Origin of the sequence: Rhodococcus sp. SJ-3 (genome assembly GCF_051918125.1) — a bacterium.
In the GTDB taxonomy this organism is placed as follows: domain Bacteria; phylum Actinomycetota; class Actinomycetes; order Mycobacteriales; family Mycobacteriaceae; genus Rhodococcus.
Window position 1 is genome coordinate 1,190,218 of record NZ_CM123306.1, and the last position, 19,712, is coordinate 1,209,929.

The 19,712-nt window shown below is 64.6% G+C and carries 19 protein-coding genes; 9 read left to right on the plus strand and 10 right to left on the minus strand.

The window, feature by feature from the left end; genetic code table 11:
* Window positions 1–47: 47 nt before the first annotated feature.
* On the plus strand, window positions 48–797 hold the full coding sequence (locus tag ACTDXD_RS05205; protein ID WP_440126106.1) for a class I SAM-dependent methyltransferase: 750 nt from the start codon (window positions 48–50) through the stop codon (window positions 795–797).
* A gap of 45 nt (window positions 798–842) precedes the next feature.
* On the opposite strand, the gene ACTDXD_RS05210 is transcribed toward ACTDXD_RS05205, so the two are convergent.
* Entirely contained in the window at window positions 843–1,199 is a 357-nt protein-coding gene (locus ACTDXD_RS05210) for a DUF2510 domain-containing protein (protein WP_440126107.1), read from the minus strand.
* A gap of 646 nt (window positions 1,200–1,845) precedes the next feature.
* On the opposite strand from ACTDXD_RS05210, the gene ACTDXD_RS05215 reads away from it, so the two are divergent.
* Together ACTDXD_RS05215 and ACTDXD_RS05220 are read left to right on the plus strand one after the other, a co-directional pair.
* Window positions 1,846–4,425 carry a LuxR C-terminal-related transcriptional regulator gene (locus ACTDXD_RS05215; RefSeq protein WP_440126108.1) on the plus strand — a complete coding sequence of 860 codons (2,580 nt, stop codon included), beginning with the start codon at window positions 1,846–1,848 and terminating at the stop codon, window positions 4,423–4,425.
* Between the two features lie 870 nt (window positions 4,426–5,295).
* The gene (locus ACTDXD_RS05220) at window positions 5,296–5,619 is read left to right on the plus strand and encodes an amphi-Trp domain-containing protein (protein ID WP_440126109.1); all 324 of its coding nucleotides are present in this window, start codon (window positions 5,296–5,298) and stop codon (window positions 5,617–5,619) included.
* Window positions 5,620–5,721: 102 nt separating this feature from the next.
* On the opposite strand, the gene ACTDXD_RS05225 is transcribed toward ACTDXD_RS05220, so the two are convergent.
* On the minus strand, window positions 5,722–6,438 hold the full coding sequence (locus ACTDXD_RS05225) for an SOS response-associated peptidase (protein ID WP_440126110.1): 717 nt from the start codon (window positions 6,436–6,438) through the stop codon (window positions 5,722–5,724).
* A gap of 158 nt (window positions 6,439–6,596) precedes the next feature.
* On the minus strand, window positions 6,597–7,085 hold the full coding sequence (locus tag ACTDXD_RS05230; RefSeq protein ID WP_440126111.1) for a hypothetical protein: 489 nt from the start codon (window positions 7,083–7,085) through the stop codon (window positions 6,597–6,599).
* A 99-nt stretch (window positions 7,086–7,184) separates the two neighbouring features.
* On the opposite strand from ACTDXD_RS05230, the gene ACTDXD_RS05235 reads away from it, so the two are divergent.
* On the plus strand, window positions 7,185–7,736 hold the full coding sequence (locus tag ACTDXD_RS05235) for a dihydrofolate reductase family protein (protein ID WP_440126112.1): 552 nt from the start codon (window positions 7,185–7,187) through the stop codon (window positions 7,734–7,736).
* Between the two features lie 103 nt (window positions 7,737–7,839).
* On the opposite strand, the gene ACTDXD_RS05240 is transcribed toward ACTDXD_RS05235, so the two are convergent.
* Window positions 7,840–8,622, minus strand: coding sequence for an MHYT domain-containing protein (locus ACTDXD_RS05240; RefSeq protein ID WP_440126113.1), 783 nt, complete (start codon window positions 8,620–8,622; stop codon window positions 7,840–7,842).
* Window positions 8,623–8,999: 377 nt separating this feature from the next.
* Here ACTDXD_RS05240 and ACTDXD_RS05245 point away from each other — a divergent pair, with 377 nt between their 5' ends.
* The 4 genes from ACTDXD_RS05245 (at window position 9,000) to ACTDXD_RS05260 (ending at window position 12,262) form a co-directional block, all read left to right on the plus strand.
* On the plus strand, window positions 9,000–9,347 hold the full coding sequence (locus ACTDXD_RS05245) for a DMT family transporter (RefSeq protein ID WP_440126114.1): 348 nt from the start codon (window positions 9,000–9,002) through the stop codon (window positions 9,345–9,347).
* On the plus strand, window positions 9,344–9,667 hold the full coding sequence (locus tag ACTDXD_RS05250; RefSeq protein ID WP_440126115.1) for a DMT family transporter: 324 nt from the start codon (window positions 9,344–9,346) through the stop codon (window positions 9,665–9,667). Before ACTDXD_RS05245 ends, ACTDXD_RS05250 begins: the two co-directional genes overlap by 4 nt.
* Before the next feature lie 171 nt (window positions 9,668–9,838).
* Window positions 9,839–11,281, plus strand: coding sequence for an Hsp70 family protein (locus ACTDXD_RS05255; protein ID WP_440126116.1), 1,443 nt, complete (start codon window positions 9,839–9,841; stop codon window positions 11,279–11,281).
* A gap of 234 nt (window positions 11,282–11,515) precedes the next feature.
* Window positions 11,516–12,262: an excalibur calcium-binding domain-containing protein gene (locus tag ACTDXD_RS05260; protein WP_440127545.1), complete on the plus strand. Its 747-nt coding sequence runs from the start codon at window positions 11,516–11,518 to the stop codon at window positions 12,260–12,262.
* A 121-nt stretch (window positions 12,263–12,383) separates the two neighbouring features.
* Here ACTDXD_RS05260 and ACTDXD_RS05265 read toward each other — a convergent pair whose 3' ends face one another.
* Window positions 12,384–12,899 carry a hypothetical protein gene (locus ACTDXD_RS05265; RefSeq protein WP_440126117.1) on the minus strand — a complete coding sequence of 172 codons (516 nt, stop codon included), beginning with the start codon at window positions 12,897–12,899 and terminating at the stop codon, window positions 12,384–12,386.
* Window positions 12,900–13,553: 654 nt separating this feature from the next.
* Entirely contained in the window at window positions 13,554–14,513 is a 960-nt protein-coding gene (locus tag ACTDXD_RS05270; protein WP_440126118.1) for an NAD-dependent epimerase/dehydratase family protein, read from the minus strand.
* 41 nt (window positions 14,514–14,554) lie between these two features.
* Here ACTDXD_RS05270 and ACTDXD_RS05275 point away from each other — a divergent pair, with 41 nt between their 5' ends.
* Complete coding sequence (locus ACTDXD_RS05275) at window positions 14,555–15,211, plus strand: ScbR family autoregulator-binding transcription factor (RefSeq protein ID WP_440126119.1); 657 nt, start codon at window positions 14,555–14,557, stop codon at window positions 15,209–15,211.
* A 7-nt stretch (window positions 15,212–15,218) separates the two neighbouring features.
* Here the strand turns inward: ACTDXD_RS05275 and ACTDXD_RS05280 are convergent, their stop codons facing one another.
* The 4 genes from ACTDXD_RS05280 to ACTDXD_RS05295 form a co-directional block, all read right to left on the minus strand.
* Window positions 15,219–16,175 (minus strand): ScbA/BarX family gamma-butyrolactone biosynthesis protein, encoded by a 957-nt coding sequence (locus ACTDXD_RS05280; protein ID WP_440126120.1) that lies wholly within the window; start codon window positions 16,173–16,175, stop codon window positions 15,219–15,221.
* A 106-nt stretch (window positions 16,176–16,281) separates the two neighbouring features.
* On the minus strand, window positions 16,282–16,935 hold the full coding sequence (locus ACTDXD_RS05285) for a response regulator (protein WP_440126121.1): 654 nt from the start codon (window positions 16,933–16,935) through the stop codon (window positions 16,282–16,284).
* On the minus strand, window positions 16,932–18,854 hold the full coding sequence (locus ACTDXD_RS05290) for a histidine kinase (protein WP_440126122.1): 1,923 nt from the start codon (window positions 18,852–18,854) through the stop codon (window positions 16,932–16,934). The genes ACTDXD_RS05285 and ACTDXD_RS05290 overlap by 4 nt, the downstream gene beginning before the upstream one ends.
* A gap of 40 nt (window positions 18,855–18,894) precedes the next feature.
* A complete protein-coding gene (locus ACTDXD_RS05295; RefSeq protein WP_440126123.1) occupies window positions 18,895–19,605 on the minus strand; it encodes a hypothetical protein in 711 nt (236 codons plus the stop codon).
* Window positions 19,606–19,712: the final 107 nt, after the last annotated feature.

Consider the following 19,712-nt stretch of genomic DNA (forward strand, 5'->3'; position numbering starts at 1 on the left):
GCGATAGTAGCCGACCCCCCTCGGCTCGAATGGCCGGAAGGAATCACGTGCCCCTGCATCCCGACCCGTACACCCGCTCCGCGGATCACCTCGACCTCCTCAGCACGGGGCCGTGGCAACACATGGCTCCCAGCGTCAGCGCGGCCTTGACCGGCCTCGACGACGCCGAGGCCACCATCGTCGAACTCGGATCCGGCACCGGACTCGGAACCTGCGTCATCGCACGCTCGGTGCCGAACGCACGAATCGTCGCGGTCGAGCCGTCCAGCCACCTTCGTGCGGTGTTGCTGCATCGAGTCGCGTCCGACCACGACCTACGCTCCCGGGTGACCATCGAGAACCGGCCGTTCCCGTCCTCCCGTCTGCCGGAGAAGTTCGACGCGCTCGTCATGATCAATTCGCTGGGCCACCTCGGCGCCGAGGAGAGAACGGAATTGTGGCGGGTGATCGCAACCGGACTGCTACCGGGAGGGTTCGCCGTGATCAATCTTCAAACGCCCACCAAATCCTCGGACGTTCCGGAATTCGAAATGGCACGCGAACGCGTCGGCAATCGCGAGTACCACGGCACTGCACGGGCCGAGCGCGTGGATGAGCAGACTCTGGCCTGGTACATGACCTACCGAACGAGCGAAGACGGCCGCGAAATCGACGCGACCGAAGTCGAGTACCGGTGGAACGTCCTCGCTACCGACGCACTCGAAGCCGAACTTGCGCAACACAATTTGCTCGCCAACGCAGTGGGCGACGAAGCGTTCGGGGTGTTCCGTATCGAACCGAGCGCTAGAGGTCGATGACGGCCGCACCCGAGAAAGGGGACGGCGCGTGTCCGGCGGAGTTCGCTAGCGAGGTGCGCCGGACTCCGAGATCGAAGATTGCGGCACCGAGGGCGCGGCTTCTGCTGTCGCGACCCCCCAGGCCGCGAACGAAAGGGCTGCGATCGCGGTGATGACGAGTGCGCGTTTGGCGTCGGCGGAAAGCGACCGAGGTGCGTTGGCCGAGGCGCCGTCGGCGTCGGACTGCACATCCGAGCGACGGAGCCGTTCGGCACGGGTCCAGTCGTGGCCGTTCCACCATCGTTCAACCCGGCTGTAGGACGGGTCGGGATACCACCCCGGGATCCGAGGTCCGGATGCGGCACCATTGCCGCTCGACGGGCCTGCTACCGCAGAGTGCCGATCACCATATCGGACAGTCACAACGCTGTCCTCCTTCATTTCGTGCGGACGCCAGCACGTATGCCGTCGCCTGAGTACCTTGCTGCGGCACAGCGGTGCGCCCGCCCCGGATCGGACGGGGCGCACCCTCAGCCTGCGATCAGAGCAGGATGCCGAGACCCGCGAGCAGCGTGAAAAGGGTAGCGCCGAGCGATCCGAGAATCATTGAGAACTCCTCTTGGTGTGTGGCCCTGCCCGGGCGGGCAGGGGATCGAGGCACATGGCAATGCATGCCCCTCAACCGTCCAAGACATCGGTCCAGGTCTTTCGATTGTTACACGTGGGAATTAAGCCCCTTGTGATCATGTGACACTCTATGATTCATCTGCGTTCCCACAGCGTCACCAGAGGGGACCGCGACGCATGTGCGGCCCAGCCTCGGCATGGGCCGCATTTGCTGTACGAGGTGGAGTTGTTTCTACACAGCGTCACGACGACGCCGCGTCACCTCGAGGGTGAAACTAAGGGTGAATGACGAATCGCCTGGGTGGGGTGGTGTGCAATGACAGTTGTCCCGGTTTTCCTAGGTGCTCGCTGACAACTGCACCGCGGCGGCCGGACGAACAAGCGCAACGGGAGGGCGCTCTGAATGGACAGTACGAATCGAAGTCGGTCGGCGGTGCCCACCGTGGTTCGCCCTCGGCTCTTCGAAATATTGTCCCGCCCTTCGGCGCTGACGATGGTGTGCGCCCCCGCCGGCTTCGGTGTGCGCACGTTGCTGACGACCTGGCTGCAACATGGCCACAGTGGAACGCCACCGACGACCTGGGTCCCGCCTCCGGCAACACCCTATGATCACGATCGATACTGGAGTGCGGCGCTCGACGCGGTTCATACCGCCGGAATTGCACCGCGCTCCTTTCCTCGCCACTCCGGCCCCCGAAGCTCGGATGCGGCAGACACCTTCGTCGAACTGTTCGGCGCCCTCGGCGCGGAGTGCGTGCTCGTGCTCGAGCGCCCCGACACGCTTTCAGGTCCGGTATCGGCATTCGCCGAATGCCTCTCCCGCTTGGCTCGCGTCTCGCCGCGTCCGACCGTCCTGGTGACGGTGGCGCCCCGGTCCCCGTGGTCCGAAGTGCTCGGCGAGATCGTCGACACCCAGGTGTCGGCGGAGGAGATGCTGTTCACCGAGGCCGAGGTGGTGGATCTGTGCCGGACGGTCCACCTGACACAACCGAAGATCATGGGACGAAGGATCCATGCAGTATGCGACGGCATTCCCCGATGGGTGGGCAAGGCCGTCGACATGGCGGGCCGGTGTTCCGGACCGATAGTGGATGCGCACGGACGTCCTGCTGCCGAACTGGTCGGCACGGTCGCGACAGACCTCGACGACATGCTGGGGACCCTCGGCGCCGACCTCGAGCGTGAACTTGCCCGGACGCTGGCTCCGGCGCACACCTTGAGTGTGCCTCTCGCACAGGAGCTGCTTCCCGCGCTATCGGTGAGCGAAATCCTCACCGACACGTACCGTGCCGGACTGCTCGTTCCGGCTGAATCATCTTCTGAACTGCAGCAATACTGGCGCTTTCCGGGGTTGGTGCGACATGCCCTGCTCGAGCTGGCCCGAAAGGCCGATCCGGAACATCTCGAATCTGTATTGACGCTTCTGGCCAGGCGCGCGCTGAGCAACAAGGATCCGGCAACCGCGGCCCGCTACGCCGCAGATGCCGGCGATTGGCCGTTGGCATTGGATATCTGCGAACAGCACTGGGTGACGATGGTCATCGGAAATATGAACCAGTTGCGCGAACTCCTCGATAGCGTGCCCGAGCAGTACCTGCAGGATCGGCCGAGCGTGAAAGCCGGCAAGTCGGTGTTCGTCGGACTATTGGCGCATGCCCCGATACTCGGGCCCTCGCTCCCGGACAGCGATACCGAATTGTTCGACCTCGCTGATTCGCCGACAGTGACCGCGAGCATTCATGTCGCCACGGTGCAGTCCATCGGGCTACGTGTCGCAGGGCGTTACCGCGACGCGGTGAGTTTGACACGGAGAATCGTGACGCTGGCCACCGCCGCACTCGACCGGCAACCAGAGCTCGTCCATGCGCAACTTCCCGTTCTGCGTCTGCAGTGGGCACTCACCTTCCAGCTGGCAGGCGCCGACTTCGATGCCATCTCCGAATTCATGATCGCCTACCGCGGCGCCGTGGCGGAGGGCATCGACTTCGCTGCTCGTAATTCCGCAGGCAACCTGGCATTGCTATGGGCGATGACCGGGCATGCTCCCCGCGCCCACGCATGGCTCGCCCGTGAAGTCGACTTCGGCGACGGTGGGGAAGCGCTGGCTCCGATGGTGCGGATGGGTGGTTCGCTCGCTACCGCGTTGACCTCGTTGGATCGGCTCGACTTGGCCACAGCCACCACGGCGCTCGAGACGCTCGGCGAACCGAGCCACCGCGAGGAACTCTGGGCATACATCGCTTACGTGCAGGCCCAGTGCGCGTTGTTGCACGACAGCGCGTACGCCGGACTGATGCAGCTGCAACGCCTCGCCGCCGAGCGACGCGTCCAGTGTTCACCGAGCTCGTTCGCTACCGTACTGATCACCGCGGCGCGGGTCGATCTGCACTTGGCACTCGGACAGGGCAACCTCGCTGCCACCACCGTCGCCGATGCGGTCCTGAATCACCCGCTTCTGGTACTTGCTTCCGCTCGCGTTGCCCTCTACACCGGGTGTCCCGACGAGACACTCGAGATCGTGACGCGCTCGCTGTCGTCGGAAGCCGGCGCGCCGCGTGAACACATCGAAGGCCTTCTCATCCGAGCAGCAGCCCATCACAAGCTGGGAGACGTGGAAGTCGCGGCTAATTGCTGGCGCACCGCGTGTGCGCTGGCGGAACAGTCGGACTGCTACCGCCCGTTCACCACCGTCTCGCTGCGCTTGCGGCGTGCGTTGGCCGACGCCACCGGCATCGCGCCCACCCTCGATATCGACAGGTCGGTGTTCCCCGAGACAGTTCACCACGTCCAATTGACTGCCCGAGAGCACTCGGTGCTGTCCTGTATGGCGCGCGGCTTGTCGCAGCAGCAGATCGCCGACGAACAGTTCGTGTCGGCCAATACTGTCAAATCACAGATGCGCAGCCTCTACCGGAAACTCGGCGCGCATTCGAAGGCAGAAGCATTGGCTACCGCACGCAAGCTACGACTACTCGAGACCGACACGAGCACACCGCCGCCCGAGTCCGACCATTCCCCGTGATCATGAATGCGTGCAGTGACACACCTGATCCAATCTGTGTCGTATAGTGAGTCCATCGTCACAGCAGGGGATCCGATTTCACCCGTTCCTTCACCCCGAATCGGCCGACCCCGCAGCCGGGACAGCGATAGCCTTCAACAGCGACCCGATTTCCCCCCGACATCGGGTCGCTCGTGCGGCCCGAATCCTCCCCGACAGCGGGCCGCAGCGCGGCCCGGATCCCCCGACTTCGGGCCGCCCGACGAACGCCCCCACTGTCGCACCAGCACGAGGGTGGGGGCGTTTTTCTCGGCACACCGTGAAGCCCGGAGACTGCAGCGGCTTGCACACACATGCCCCTCGCATATGTGCACAGGTGATCGCGCCATCTCCAGGCTTCACGGTCGCTCTTACCACGATTCCTGTGGTTCGGAATCGCCAACTGGTACATCCCATCGAAAGCCAAGATCGTTACCAATGGAAGGTAAATCTCTTCCAAAGCTCGCTCCGCGGGGCAGCCAGGCCGACGCCGTCGCGGTGCCACGTACGGCCGACTTCGTCGAAAAGGGTCGCGGACATGCACGATTCGGACAAACGTCCAACTTCACCGGCAGGCGGTGCCGCACCTCGGATCACAAGCACGCGACATCCGCTACCACCCTCGCTCGCCCCGCCGACCCACTGAAGATCCGTACCGCGAGCACGATCCGGAATACCTTGGAACAGAACAACTTCAGTGCGTCCGGCCCTCAATCAACGAGCGCTTCACGGGCATGAGCGCCGGAGCTGGAGAACCTGAAAGGTCGTCGCTGCCCATATTTCGGTTCGGCCCGGAAAGCCGCACTTCGAGGGCTACCGTTGATACACACTGCGCCGAGGTCAGGAGTTGTCGTGCCGAAACTGGAATTCAAGAGGAAATCCGACCTCTCGCGAGAGGAAGTGTCGGAAAAGCTCATAGCACTCGGACACGCGCTCGCGCGCGGCCGCGAGGTCGCACTCGAGTCGGGGGACGACTCGATCGAGATCGTCGTCTCCGACCGGGTGCGGTGGGAACTCGAAATCGAGGTCGACGGCAACGAAACAGAGATCGAGATCGAGATCAGCTGGCGCGACGACCCCTCCGAAGAATCCGAAACCGAGGCGGAAGCCGAACCCACGACTCCCCCGGCCAAACCGGCGCGTCGCGGACGTCCCCGCAAGAACACCGTCGGCTGATCAGCTCACGCGGTCGGACTATCGCGGCGACCGGATATTCTCGTCACCGACCCTTACGGCGTGAATCTCGCATAGCGCCTCATCATCGGGGGCAAGCATCGCTCAACGGTGCACGGGATGCAGCAACTCCGGTGTGTTGTTGCGAGGAGAGTTGACAGCGGAGCTCACCTCGTACAGATCGAGATGTGGTTCGGGAATCGAGTTCAGTAACGCATCGACGTCGTCTCGATCGGTGAGTGCCGGATCGAGCCACGGACCGACGAATGTGTCCGGCAGGAGCACCGGCGAGCGATCGTGGACCTGGCCTGCCGCATCGGTGGCCGCCCTGGTCAGTACCGTGCACGTCCACAACCAGCGCTCCGGATCGTCTTCGGGTAGATCCGGGTTCGGCCACAGCTCGTAGAGGCCGGCCATCGAAACCGGTCCGTCGGCGTGCAGGAAGAACGGGATCTTCTTTCCGTTCTCGTCCTTCATCCACTCGAAGTAGCCGTCGGCAGGCAACACGCAACGACGCCGGGCCGCGGCCGCCTTGAAGGCGGGCTTGCTCGTGATCGTCTCCGAACGCGCATTGATCATCCGTGATCCGATCTTCGGGTCTTTTGCCCACGAGGGCACCAAACCCCATTTGACCTCCGACGAGACCATTCTCTTCGGTTCGGTATCCGGCTCGCCGCGCGGCGCGCGTTCGAGCACGACGTTCACATGCTGCGTCGGGGCGATGTTGTAGGAGGGCGGTAATTCTTCCCCGACCGTCTCGACCGCGTCGTAGACCGAGACCAGATCATCGCGGGTGCTGGTGCTTGCATACCGTCCACACACGCTCGAATCCCCTCGTCGCAGTTGTACCGGGACGATAGCGTCACCCACCGACACGCGAGCGGAAAAGGCTCGGGAGGGATTTGCCAGGTGTCGTTCAGAGGGTTCCGCAGCCGCGCGCATTTCACTCGGCGCGGGCTCTTTCAGCAAGGCCGCAGAACCTATTCGGTGAGCGCGTCCGGTTCGTCCCGCGCAGGCATATCAAGGAGATAGTCGAGCAAGTCCACCGCCTCGGTCAGCGCGTGAACTCGTTTCTCCGGATCGGATACATACACAACGGGCCGAAGTCGCCGGTGGCCGCGTAAGGCGTCTCCGCCGAGGTAGTCGGCGATCGCTCCCCACACGTGACATGCCGGGGACGGGAGCTCCGCGATAGTCAAGTGCTCTCCCTCAGGGGTTCGCAGCATCAACACCTTGTCGGCAACTGCCCCTGAGGCGATCGGGCCCATCTTGTCGGCGATCACGCCGGCTATGGCTGTGACCGTCCATTCGAGGACTGCGCCGTAGCTGTCTCGTTCGGTGAGACTGTCTCCGCGGACCAACGAGGACACCGTGTCGGAGAGAGCGGCGCGGTCACGGTCGCCGGCCAATGCAAGCAGATGGCCGCCCAGTCTCGACGCGGGGTCGGCATCTCGTCGATTCGATTTCATGAAGGAGGTATTCCCCTTCATTTCGGTGTTACACCTGGCATGTTCGAGTGGCAGGCCAGGCACCGATGAATTTCGAACACATGGGAGGTCTATCCCGCCATGAGGAAACTGATCTACGACTTCGGCGTCTCCCTGGACGGCTACATCAACGACCGCGACGGCAACATCGACTGGACCGAACCCGACGAGGAGCTGCACCAGTTCCACAACGACAGGTTTCGCAGCCTGGAGATTTCGCTGCACGGCCGTCGGATGTACGAGCTGATGGCGGAGTACTGGCCATACGTCCCCGACGACGCATCGCCCATCGAGCGGGAGTTCGGCGAACTCTGGACCCGGACACCCAAGGTGGTCTTCTCGCGGACACTCACCGAGGTCCACTGGAACAGCACTCTTGTCAGCGAGAACGCAGTCGACGAGGTCCGCAGGCTCAAGTCCGAAGGCGACGGCGTCATGGAAGTCGGCGGCGCGAACCTCGCAGCTTCATTGATTCCGCACGGACTCATCGACGAGTATCAGCTGTTCGTCTCACCCATGGTGCTCGGTGGCGGCACGCCGATGTTTCCAGAGCTGGACAAGCGCCTCCCGCTCCGACTGGAAGAAACGAGACATTTCGAGACCGTGGTGATGCTGCGTTATCTCGCGGAGTGACGAGCATCGGCGGCACATTTCTGTTGCACAACGGACGGCCGAGGGTGCGGACGGGGCACGCCGCTCGGTCGCTGCAGTGCCCCATCCGTCACACACTCGAAGGTCAGCGGCCCACCGCGTCGGCCGGACGATTCCAATGCGCGATTGCATCCTCGCGCGCACGCTCCTCGCGGCTGGAAGTCACCAGCAGCAGCGTGATCGGCAGAGCCAGCGCGATCATGCCGAGCACGAAACCGGGGAACAGCAGCGACAACACGCTCAAGCCCTCAGGTTTCGCAGCCGCCGGATCGACGGTGGCATGTACCCCGGCCATGCCGGTGTAGTGCAACGCCACCACCGCGCAGGCCATGATCAGCGCTGCCGATATACGTACGACTATCCGTTCAGCGTGTGCCGAGAGCCACAGCGCTGCGATGGACGCGACGATTCCGATGATCACGGATGCAACGACGAAGCCCGAATTGTGTCCGAGTACGCCTTGGATCCGGATAGCAGCCATCCCACTGTAGTGCATCGCGCTCACTGCCAGGCCCATGACCAGTCCACCGACCGCCAGCGGTGCGATACGCAGCATTCGCCACTTCGAAGTGAACGGCAAGTACATGAGCCAGAGACCGAAGAACGTCGCCCCGACGGCGAGTACGACCGAAAACGCCGTCAGTCCTAGGTCATAGCGGATGACCGTACCGGGTACGGCAAAACCCATCATGCCGATGAAGTGCGTCAGCCAGACTCCGATCCCGCCGATCGACAATGCTGCCATCGCCAGCCATCGCGCCTTACCCGAACGGGTGGGGTCCTTCGCTGCCTGCCGAACACAGGACAACCCGACATAGGAACCCACAGCAGAAGTGGCATAGACCTGGAAGAAAACCCAGATTCCCATGCTGAAGTGGTGTAACTCGTGCGACATTCGAATCCTCGCGTACGGCGCGCCCCGACTTATCGCATCCGGACAGCAGCGCGCCACACCAGTACCGAAGCGAGCTGCAACCCCGGCCCCCAAGCAGCATAACGGACCTTATCGTATCCCGAATCACATCACCAACACGAACGGATCGGCAGGCGCACTGTCAGATCCTGACCCCAAGAGAATCCCTGCTTCTCATGAAATGATCTTGACATCAGTCGCTTTCAGGTTTTTCTCGTAGTTGCCGAAGGGGCGGTTGTGTGCGATGTCGCCGGGCAATTCGCACATAACCGCCCCCTCACCGAGAATCGGGAAGCATCGGCCCTGCCTACAACCTTTGTGAAAGATCGAGCATGCGAACGTGGATGTTGTTACTGTGCGCCATCATCGGTGAAGTTGCCGCTACGCTCTCACTGAAGGCAGCCCTGGATCGGCCCCCGTTCTACGCCGTCGTCGTAATCGGCTACATCGGCGCATTCGGCTTCCTGTCGCTCGTCCTGCGCCGCGGGATGGCGCTCGGGGTCGCCTACGGAATCTGGGGTGCAACCGGTGTAGCTGCGACGTCAGTGTTGTCCGCCCACCTCTACGACGAACCGATGAGCAGCGCCATGGCGTGCGGGCTGGCGCTCATTGCCATAGGGGTGCTGGTCGTCGAACTCGGTTCGCACACGGCGAACGACCCGGCGAAGGAATCCCAGTGACGGCGTGGATCTTCTTGATCGGCGCGATCCTCACCGAGGTCTGCGCCACCCTCTGCCTGCGCGTTGCCGCCCTAGGAAATCCACGCTGGTACGGCGCTGTCGGCGTCGGCTACGTGGCGGCCTTCACCCTGCTCTCCGCGGCACTCGCCGAAGGACTCGCGCTGGGTATCGCGTATGGTATCTGGACCGCCATCGGCATCGCGCTGACCACGCTGGCGGGACGAATTCTGTTCCAGGACAAGCTCAGTCCCATCATGGGTGTCGGAATCGGCTTGATCATCGCCGGCGTGCTACTCGTCGAGTTGGGTGCGGCGCACTGAACCACGGTGCCTCACTGCAACGTCCACATGGACCGCATAGTCCGTAATGACCTTTTTGTCCGAGTTCGATGCTGGCACACCGACATTCCCGAATCGCCGCCGCCGCCGAGCCCCTGCCGTCCCGTTCCGCTTCGTGCGCGCTCCCGTAATCAGACCGTTATAGTCGGCTTCATGACTTCAGTTCTCGGTGTCTCGATGGGGGCCAGCGCTGTGCGCTTCGCAAGCTGTGATGCCGAGACGCCCGACGGTTCGATCTTCCGATCACGCCCCATCACCGCGACTCTCGAACGCCCCGGGGAACTGGCAGGCGATTCCATCGAGTGGATGCTTGCCGAAACCAGGGAGATCGAGCAGGTAGAGGCCATCGGAGTCGCGTACCAGAACGACGCGCAGGCCGGTGCCGTCCAGGCCGCGATGACCCGGCTGGAGATCGGCCACTTCCAGCTGGTCCCCGAGGTGACGGCCGCGCTCCAGATGCTGGAGATGTCCGGGGAGCTCGGTGAGAACGAGACGCTGGTGTTCTACGACCTCGGCAGCTCCGGCCTCACCGTCACCGTCGTCGACCGAAGCACCGGAAGGGTACTGAGCACCACACGTTCGGACCAGATCAGCGGCGACCTCGTCGACCAGCTCGTCCTCGACGACCAGCTCCACCAGCAACGCTTCACGCGGCCTGCCGATACGGCAGCCCAGCTCGCCCTCACCGCACGGTGTCGTGACGCGAAGGAGCAACTGTCCACCAAGGGCGCAGTGTGCTTGACGGGCGAGGGCGGCCTGTTACTGCTCTCTCAGGACAGCTTCGATTCGCTCATCGACGGCGCCGTGAAGACGTCGGCCCGCCTCACCCGCGAGGTCATCCAGCGCTCGGGATGCACCCCGGATGCTGCAGTGCTGATCGGCGGTGGTGCGAATATCCCGCTGATCGCCTCGGTGATGGAGTCGTGGCTGGACCTGCCGGTGATCGTGCCCGAACAACCCGAGTTGGTAGCGGCAGAGGGCGCGGCGCTGCTGGCGCGCCCCGCAGCGGTCGAGTTCGCCGACCACACACTGTCGCAGACGGAGGTGCTGCCGACCGCACTGCCCGCACTGCCCGCACTGCCCGCACCGAGCAACGAACCCGGCAACGTCGCCGCTGTCGTCACCCATGAGACGCCACCGCCTGCGCCGAAACGTCGCGCCTTAGCGCTTACCGGCGGTGTCGTCGCTCTCGCAGCTGCGATCGGCCTCGGCACCGTCGTGCTGCAAGGCTCGGAGGACGACGTACAACCCGCAGTCACTCAGCAGAGCACACAGCCACCGGCCGCGCGGCAAACAGCACCGCCACAACCCGCGCCGACCTCGGAGATGATCCCGACCCCTGAAGCAGCCCCGTCGGCAAGCGCCGTACCGCCTGTAGCGCCGGCACAGGCCGAGGAGCCCATCACCTACCAGCCGCAGACCCCGGTACCGGCTCAGGCGCCCACCGCCGAGACAGAGAGTGCCGCGCCGCCCGCCACACCGGACGCACCCGAACCCGCGCCGCTCATTCCCGGCCTGCCCGAGATCCAGCTGCCGACGCTCCCTCCGCCGCCGGCGCTTCCCTTGCCCGAGCTGCCCTCGATACCCGGATTCTGAGTCTCGGGCCGTCGCCTGCCACTCACCGCTGCACCGAACTCCCGGCGTCGGCGGTGACTGTTTCCGGCACTGGTTGAGTGCCCCGCTGCGCTGCTCAATCTGCCTGCCCCCGCAATTCCGGAGCAGGATTCACTCCTCTCGAGCATGTCGCTGATGCTTGTTCGAAGCGTTGTAACAAACCACTCCGCCCATACGACGTGCTTGCGGAAGTTTCTCTTCAGAAATAAATCAAGCATGAATCCTCCCGCCGCGTGGCATCCCGACCCCTACGATCCGTCCCTCGATCGTTACTGGGACGGGCAGCAGTGGACGAACCAGACACGGCCGAAGGACAGCGATGTTCCTACCCGCGCATTCGCTCCCGTTGAACCGACCAGTACCCCATCCCCGACAGGAGGAAAGAAGCGTCGAAAGTGGCCGTGGATGCTAGGAGCCGGTCTCGTCGGGTTCGTCGCGCTCGGGGCAACTCTCGGCGATGGCGGGGCGTCGGCCTCCAACCCAGGTGTGTCAACCACAACCAGTTCGGCGGACTCTACAACAACCACGACTACGCCCCCGCCCACCACATCGAGTCGCGCCCCGAGCATTTCGCCTTCCACTCAGACACAAACAACCACCCCATACGCCCGTACGACGCAAGCCGCTCCGGCCCCAACTACTACTTCGTCGCTCGAGTACTCGTGCAGTGATGCCGCGTGGCGAGAATCGATGGGTACCGAAGGCGACGAGTTGTGTGGTGCGCCTTGGACACCTCGGAATCGGCCGCAGCCTCCCGTGGACACCGCGCCTTCGACGCCGGAAAACACGGTTCCACCTCCGGCAACTCAGTACACGCCTCCACCCGCTCCCCAGTCGCCGTCCGTGTCATACGAGAACTGCAAAGAGGCAAGAGCAGCCGGCGCTGCTCCCATCCTCAGAGGCGAACCGGGCTATGGAACCCATCTCGACAGGGACAAGGATGGGATTGCCTGCGATGAATAGCCGCGCGTCGGAATGGCCTCCGTTCCAGGAGACGGCTCATCCTTCCCGTCGCTGATCACGCCTGCAATGATGTGGCCTGCGCCTTACGGCGCAGGCCACATCATTGCTCGGAGTGCTTCGGTCAGCTACTCCCGAAAGGTGCGAGCCCGGCATCCGGAGCCGGCAGACCTGGAGTCGGGGCAGGCACAGTGACGACCATCGACGCCTGCTGCACCGCGAAGGTGTCCATCGGGAACAGATCGAGAATCTCCCCGATTCCGGGATAATCCGATGCCCACATCGCGGTGTTGTCGGCGTTGCCACACGTCGCCAAGGCAACGTACGAGCCGTCGGGAATGTCCGTCACCGTCTGCGTGGTGGTGCCCGGCTGCACTTCGCTCGACGCATAGAGAGTCTGGCCCGGTCCCGTCACTTCCCAGATGGGTGGCAGAATTCCTCCCGGCGCAGAAGCTAGCGAGGTCGTGCAGATCAACACGCCACCGGTGTTGTTGGTGATCGTGTTGGTCACGTTGGCTCCGTAGACCCCGAAGGCATAGGTGACGTCGTCGGCGTCGGCCGCTGCGGCCAGTGCCGGTGCCGCTACGGACAGCGGGACAATTGCCATGGTGATCAAGGTGGCGCGGACTATCGATCGCATGAAAGTTCCTGACGGTCAAGGGACATGGGTCCTCATGATCTTGTAGGAGACCCGGGTGCAACGTAGGACTATCGGCACAACAATCCGGACACTCGAAGTCCCGCTCCGACGCACGAGTGCCATTGCGGAGCCGCGCCCGGACACCGCAACTACTCACCGTGATCTGCACCGCTGGAGAACCACAGGGATCGCCTCCCAGAAGGCCTGGATTCTCACCAAGATGACGGGGCCGGGTAAGCGCGGCAATGCACGCAACCGCAAACTCACATAGTCTGTTCTATGCCCCCGCCCCTCCCCGAACGGGGGCACAGTTCGCGCACACCTCCCCCCGAGTGCGCGGACGACCAGGGTTCCGTCGGCGCCATACGCCGACGGAACCCCTCGGGTCAGAACGATGAGGACCCCCCGGTGCAGACCTCACCGTCTTTCGTCCCGTCACAGCCGCCGATCTACCACCCGTCGATACGTCGAAGTGCTTTCGCAATTACTCGTATCGATGCCCTCCCCGGCAAACAATACCAATCGACCGGTATTGCTCGGTGGGTGAAGTCTACCGCATTTCCGGCGACACATGCATCCCGTCGGACGAAACCACCCGGAAACGGTCTCTGCCAGTGAGAACATGGGTGAACCGCACCTGAAATGATCCATCGATCAGGGATCGGTGGCCAGCTCGGTATGTGCCCAGATTCGAGTGCTGGCGTAGTGGTGATCGTGTCCGATCAGGTCGATGTGACGCGCTGACAATCCGCGCTCCAGCCCCACGTGCAGCGCCTGTTCGTAGCTCACGGAAGCGGTCGGGGGAGTGAGCAACCCTTGGGCGGCAGCGACGTGGACGAGATCATGCACGCTCGTGGGAGTCCGATCGGCGACGTGGAGCATGCCCCCGCGCATCGCGTCGGGAAGCGGGCGAACCGCAAGAGCGGTGGTGAGCCGACCCACGTCGCGGCGCGAGATCACCGACTGCCCGGCGACACCGTTGTCGATCCAGACCCCGAGAGTCGACACGATACGAGCAAGCCCGGGCAGGAACCACCGGTCCCCCGGTCCGTGGACGAACCCGGGACGCAACACGAGCCCGCCGTGGTCGCGCACAAGATTCTCGGCGGCAAGACGGCTGGCACTCAGCGCCGTGACCGGGTTGGGCTCGAGTTCCCCCTCACCGACGTTCCGGTGCGGCCCCGGACCGTAGACGCCGATCGTGCTGAGGTAGAAGATTCGATCGATGCCTTGCGCCGCAGCTGCAGCCAGCAGGTTCCGGGTGCCGAGAACGTTGATCTGCTCGTACTGGGCCTCGTCGGAGCCGGTGTAGGACGCGGCGTGCACGATCACGTCGACTCCGGCAAGCGCGGCGGTGAGTGCTGCCGGATCACCCAGATCTGCGGCCACCCCCGTCATCGATGGTCCTGTGGGCGCCGGTGGGCGGCGCGCAATCGCGGTGCACGTGACACCCCGGGCCAGCAGCACGTCGAGCACTGCCCCACCGAGGAAACCGCTGGCACCCACCACCGCGACATGCAGTGCCGGTTCCGGGGCCGATGCACGGTCTGCGGTTTCCTCAGGGTCGGCTGGTACCGTGCGCTTCGGGGGAGGCCGATTGTCGGGGTTCGTCACGACTCGCCTTTCGGGACATCATCGAGAAAAGGACACGGGGTGTGGTCAGACAAGCCCGCGCGGTAGCTACGCGGCAGCAGATCGTCGTCGCAGCCGCGGCGACATTCGATCGACTGGGGTTCGAGGGTGCGAGCCTCGGGGAGATCGTGGAAGCGAGCAGTGGGCTCACCAAAGGCGCCCTGTACTTCCACTTCAAGTCGAAGGACGACCTGGCGCAAGCGGTCATGGATCGGCAGCACACCATCTCCATCGCCGCGGTGGAAGCCATCTCCACCACCAACGCCTCGGCGCTCGAACAGATCGTCATGCTTTGCCACGAAATGGGCCGACAGATCGTCGAGGATCCGATCGTGCGGGCGGGAATCCGGCTGACCCTCGAGTTCAGTGCGAGCGCTGTACCCGGCAAACCCGGGCCGTACCAGGACTGGATCGAAGCCTGCCGAGGTCTCGTCGAGGAAGCGATCGTCCAGGAAGATATCCTTCCCACGATCGAACCACCGGTGCTGGCTCGCTTTGTGATCTCCGCCTTCACGGGCGTCCAGATGGTCTCGAACGTGCTGGATCGGCGCACCGATCTCGAACAGCGTATCGACCAAATGTGGCAGTTCCTGTTGCCGGGCATCGTGGCACCCGAGCGCCGACTCGACAGCGACAAGATTCGAGGCGCTCGTTGGGTCCGCGACCCAGCGATGGCCTGACGCGCGTCTACACACCGGACCGGGTTCCGCGCCCCGAACGTACATCGACCGCAGAAGCCAACGTCAGCGTCGCCGAGGCCATCGACGTTCCGTGCTGTTCGAATACGACATGCGCGCGCCCGGGCTCATCATCGACGCACGAGACGACCACCTCGGCTCGACGGTCGAGTTCCACGAACCGCTGGAACTGCACGCTCATCGACACCAGATCCGCATCCGGAAGCCCGAGCTCCGCTCGCGACGCCTGGCGCGCAGCTTCGAACATGAGCATCCCGGGAAGATGATCGGACGGATGGTCGAACAGCACCGGGTGGGACAGGTCGGGTAGCACCTGCCATCGCCCGCGTCGTGCCGTTGCCCCGATGACGACATCGCCGTCGGCCACCATGCCCACCGCGGCCGCATCGAGGGGTACACCGTCGGGCACGGAACCTATTGCCCGCGGCCCGCTCTCACCCCATCGAGCGGTGTCGTACTCGACCGGGGTGAGCACCGAAGCACGGCCGTGGCCCGATCCGACTCGGCGGCCCGCGACCTCGAACGTCAGGGCAGCGCTGAGACCGGTGACATGCGAGCCTCGTCGCCGCACATTCGACACCACGACGGTGACCGCGACCTCGGCCGCCCCCGCACCGATCTCGAGCTGATCGAGTTCAGCGGTGATTTCGATCGTCTGCATCACGAATCGCTGACCGAGCGAGACGCGATAGCGGGTGTGTGCCAGGTAGATCACGCTTTGCCGCAGGGTCTCCGCGAGGAGCATCGGGTCGTACCGGCCGGCCCGGCCGCGGTAGAAGCCGTGGAGCCGCGGCCATTGCGCGCCAAGAACGAACCGGTCGGGTTCCGGGCCGGTGACGCAATCGGTGAGGAAAACCTCCGATACGGACTGTCGATGCACATACCGTCGTGGCACCGTCGACTCGAACGACAACACCGAAAGATCAGCCTCCACGCTGGTAGACATACCGGACGAACTGTTTGTTACTCCCATACCGTTCTTATCGCACTCACAGTACGGCTTGACGTCCTCCCGGCCGTGAACGACCGGGCTTGCGTCGAAGATAATTCCCTCACCCGAGACCGAGCCCCTCTTCACGTGCTCGCACGATGGCGGTCGCCCGGTCCGCCGCACCGATCTTCCCCAAGATGTTCGAAACGTGGTTCCGCACCGTCTTCTGGCTGAGTACGAGACGACGCGAAATCGTCCCGTTGTCGAGGCCCCTGGCCACGAGATCGAGGATCTCGCGTTCCCTGCCGGTCAGCTGCGGGAACACCGTCGGCGCCAGGGCACGTGACGAAGCCATCGCACCGAGCGCCTTGGCCGCAACCGCCGCTCCGACGATCATCTCGCCGTCGGCGACCGCCCGGATCGCCCGCTCGACACCCGCCGGATCTGCGCCCTTGACCAGATATCCGTGTGCCCCCGCCCGTACCGATGCGACAAGTGTGTCCTCGTCCTCGTGCATGGTCACCACCAGAACACGAAGGCCGGGGAACTTCGAGAGCAGGCTACGGGTGGCGTCGATGCCCGACCCGTCACCCAGTTCGATGTCCATGAGCACGACGTCGACGTCGCCCGTCACGACGTCGAGAGCGTTGCGAACAGAGCTGGCCTCGCACACGACATCGATGCCGTCCAGCGTGCCGAGCAAGGCGACCATGCCCAGTCTGAAGACGGGATGGTCGTCGATCACCGCAACCCGGATCTGTTCATCGTTGTTCATGGCCCGCACCACGGTAACCGGGCACGCACGACGGTGCCGCGCGGCTCGGCGTTTTCGACCCGGACAGTGCCTCCCACTCCGCACGCCCGCTCGCGCATACTCTGCGTACCGACTCCGACACGCGCGTCCGGCGCGGGTCCTGTTCCGTCGTCACAGATGTCGATGACGAGGAAGTCGTCGTCATGGCCGACGCGCACCCGGCAGCCATCGGCGCCCGAGTGTCGACGGGCGTTGAGGATCGCTTCCGACGCGATGCCGTACGCGGCCACCGCGACCGGTCCCGACGCGTCCGCAGTGGTCTCGAGTTCGACGCGGAAACCGGCGCGCGCATGATTCGCGGCGAGCTCGTCGAGGGCGGCGGTGAGCCCGAGTTCGTCGAGCACCGGCGGAAGAAGGCCACGCGACAGTTCGCGTACGCCGTCGACCTGCCTGTCGAGTTCCCTCGACAGTTCGTCGACAAGATCACGGGCCGCGTCGACGTCGGTGCCGATGAGATTCCGGGCACCCTGCAAACCCAGCCGAACGCCCGCGAGGGAAGGCCCGAGTCCGTCGTGCAATTCGCGGCGGATGGTGCGGCGCTCCTCGAGTCGCGCCTCGGTGAGACGACGCCGCGTGGTTTCGAGATCCTCGGCCGCTCGCAACACCACGAGACCGGCTTCCACCACAGACGCCAATTCGGTGAGGGCATCACGAGTGCGAGCCCCGAGCGTTTCCCCGGGCGGGGCGGTGACCGCGAGCGAACCGTCACGCAGCGGCACTTCCTCTGCCGGCCTCGACGGTTCGCCCCAGCGCGCGATCGTCTCACTCGCCCGCCGCACCTCCACCGATTCGAGACGCAGCGCGGTACCGATACCGGCGGCGAGCTCACCGAGCAATACCTCCGGAGATTCGGCCCCTGCGAAGTGCCTCCCCAGGGTCCGTACGGCACGAGCAGGATCAGCACCGTCGCCGTAGACCAGGCGATGCACTCGGCGGGTCAGCCATGCCCGGACCGGCTGGACGGCGAGCGCTACAGCTGTCGCCGCAACGGCCTGAGCGAACACGGAACCGTCCGTCGGAAGCACCAGCGACACCACGACGGCCACCGCCACATATCCCGCGGCGAGAACAGCGACGAGACTACCGGCCAGGGCCGCACGGCTGACCGCCAGATCGAGCCCCCACAGGCGTTGCCGCAACACCACCGCGAGGATTGCCACCGGATAGAACGCCTGTGTCGCGAGATGTAATAGCGGCGTGAGCATCCAGGGAACACCGGGCACCGCGAGCGGGATGTAGGAAGCGGTCATCAGCGCGCTGCCGAAGACGAGCCATCCCATCCCGGCACGTTCGTCTTCCGGCCCCCGCCGCCACCGCCACGCGACATACCCGGCCGTCGCGAAACCCGTCACGACGACCGGGCCGACGAACCAGACCGCCGGTATCTCGGTGTAGGTGCGAGCCCAGAAGAACCATGCGGTCGCGGCAGCCCCGACGCCGAGACCGATGCGGGTGGCGGTGTCGGCAGCCTGGTCGCGGATGAGCCACGGCACCACCAGGAACAACGAGAGTGTGCCCGGTATCCACGCGGTGTTCTGGCGTGGCTCGAGGATTCCGAGTGGGAGTTCGGGACGCACCAGGGCCAATTCGGTCCAGCTGTACGACAACGCGGCGATACCCACGCCGATGGAGGCAACCGCCAGCAGGATCGGCACGGGGTGCGCGCGACGCGCGAGCACCACCCCCGCCACCGTGCCGTACACGGCCGCCCCGACGACGTCCACGAGAAAGAACAACTGGTCGGCGTCGAGCACGGGACGTGCGGCCATGAAGACGACGACGGCTGCGCAGGCGAGCAGCCACGAGGCGACAGCAACGATGGCGGCGGACACCGGTGCTCCGGTGCCCGCCGCTTTCCCAGTGGCCGAGGCGTCGTTCATGGTGCAGTGAGTATGCACCCGCGGACCACCGGGCGTCGCGCTATCGTTTCACTCGCTCGGAGAGCGCGAATCCGATGCCTGCCAACAGGACCCACACCGGTCCGACGAATCCTGCCATGTACTGCAGTGGGGACACCCCGAGCAGGGTGGTCAATCCGCCCAGCACGAGACTCGTCCACCCCAGCCAGCGCGGTACGGCGCGGTGCCGAAGTGCGGCCACCGCGACGGCGAGGCCGCTGAGTCCGGCACCGACCCACAGCCACGGAATCGTGCCCATCCAATGTGACGCGAACACCGCCACCTCGGGCACCATCTTGTCGGTGTCGGACAGGCCGAACAGCAACTCGGTGTCGAGGCCGGTCCCGAGCAGGGTCCCCGTCGAGGTGAGCACCAGGCCGAATGCCGCGACGGTGGGCAGAAGGCTGAACTCCGGCAGCCCCGCCTGCAAGCGCCGGTACAGGCCTGCAGCGAAGATGAGCAGTAGCAGCGTCGAGATGGTGAGACTGAGGTGCATCACGAGCATCGCGGTACGTTGCTCGGCGAACGCGGCGGTGATCGCGACGGCGTTGCCCGCGTTGTTCTCGTCGTAAGCTGCGCCCATCGCCATGCTGGCCTGGATACCGACCACACCGGCCAGACCGGCGACAGCGCCGGTCCATGCCCACACCGCGCTCGGCGCCGAGGGCACCGACGGGGTGTCCGCAAGGACCGCTGGTGTCGATTCATCTTCTCTGATATTCGGAGTGCGCATTGTTGCCCCTTCCACTCTCGATCCCGCAACGTCAACCGCCATGCGGAAAGATTGCGACGCACGGAGTCCCGACGGAAAGGGACAGCTGTCCCGATTCACCGGGAACA

What these genes read in the sequence shown, in the direction of transcription:
- ACTDXD_RS05230 (WP_440126111.1), bottom strand. Translation starts at nt 7,085, where the DNA reads ATGAAATCGAATCGACGAGATGCCGACCCCGCGTCGAGACTGGGCGGC.
- ACTDXD_RS05235 (WP_440126112.1), top strand. Translation starts at nt 7,185, where the DNA reads ATGAGGAAACTGATCTACGACTTCGGCGTCTCCCTGGACGGCTACATC.
- ACTDXD_RS05240 (WP_440126113.1), bottom strand. Translation starts at nt 8,622, where the DNA reads ATGGGAATCTGGGTTTTCTTCCAGGTCTATGCCACTTCTGCTGTGGGT.
- ACTDXD_RS05245 (WP_440126114.1), top strand. Translation starts at nt 9,000, where the DNA reads ATGCGAACGTGGATGTTGTTACTGTGCGCCATCATCGGTGAAGTTGCC.
- ACTDXD_RS05255 (WP_440126116.1), top strand. Translation starts at nt 9,839, where the DNA reads ATGACTTCAGTTCTCGGTGTCTCGATGGGGGCCAGCGCTGTGCGCTTC.
- ACTDXD_RS05260 (WP_440127545.1), top strand. Translation starts at nt 11,516, where the DNA reads ATGAATCCTCCCGCCGCGTGGCATCCCGACCCCTACGATCCGTCCCTC.
- ACTDXD_RS05265 (WP_440126117.1), bottom strand. Translation starts at nt 12,899, where the DNA reads ATGCGATCGATAGTCCGCGCCACCTTGATCACCATGGCAATTGTCCCG.
- ACTDXD_RS05280 (WP_440126120.1), bottom strand. Translation starts at nt 16,175, where the DNA reads ATGTCTACCAGCGTGGAGGCTGATCTTTCGGTGTTGTCGTTCGAGTCG.
- ACTDXD_RS05285 (WP_440126121.1), bottom strand. Translation starts at nt 16,935, where the DNA reads ATGAACAACGATGAACAGATCCGGGTTGCGGTGATCGACGACCATCCC.
- ACTDXD_RS05290 (WP_440126122.1), bottom strand. Translation starts at nt 18,854, where the DNA reads ATGAACGACGCCTCGGCCACTGGGAAAGCGGCGGGCACCGGAGCACCG.
- ACTDXD_RS05295 (WP_440126123.1), bottom strand. Translation starts at nt 19,605, where the DNA reads ATGCGCACTCCGAATATCAGAGAAGATGAATCGACACCAGCGGTCCTT.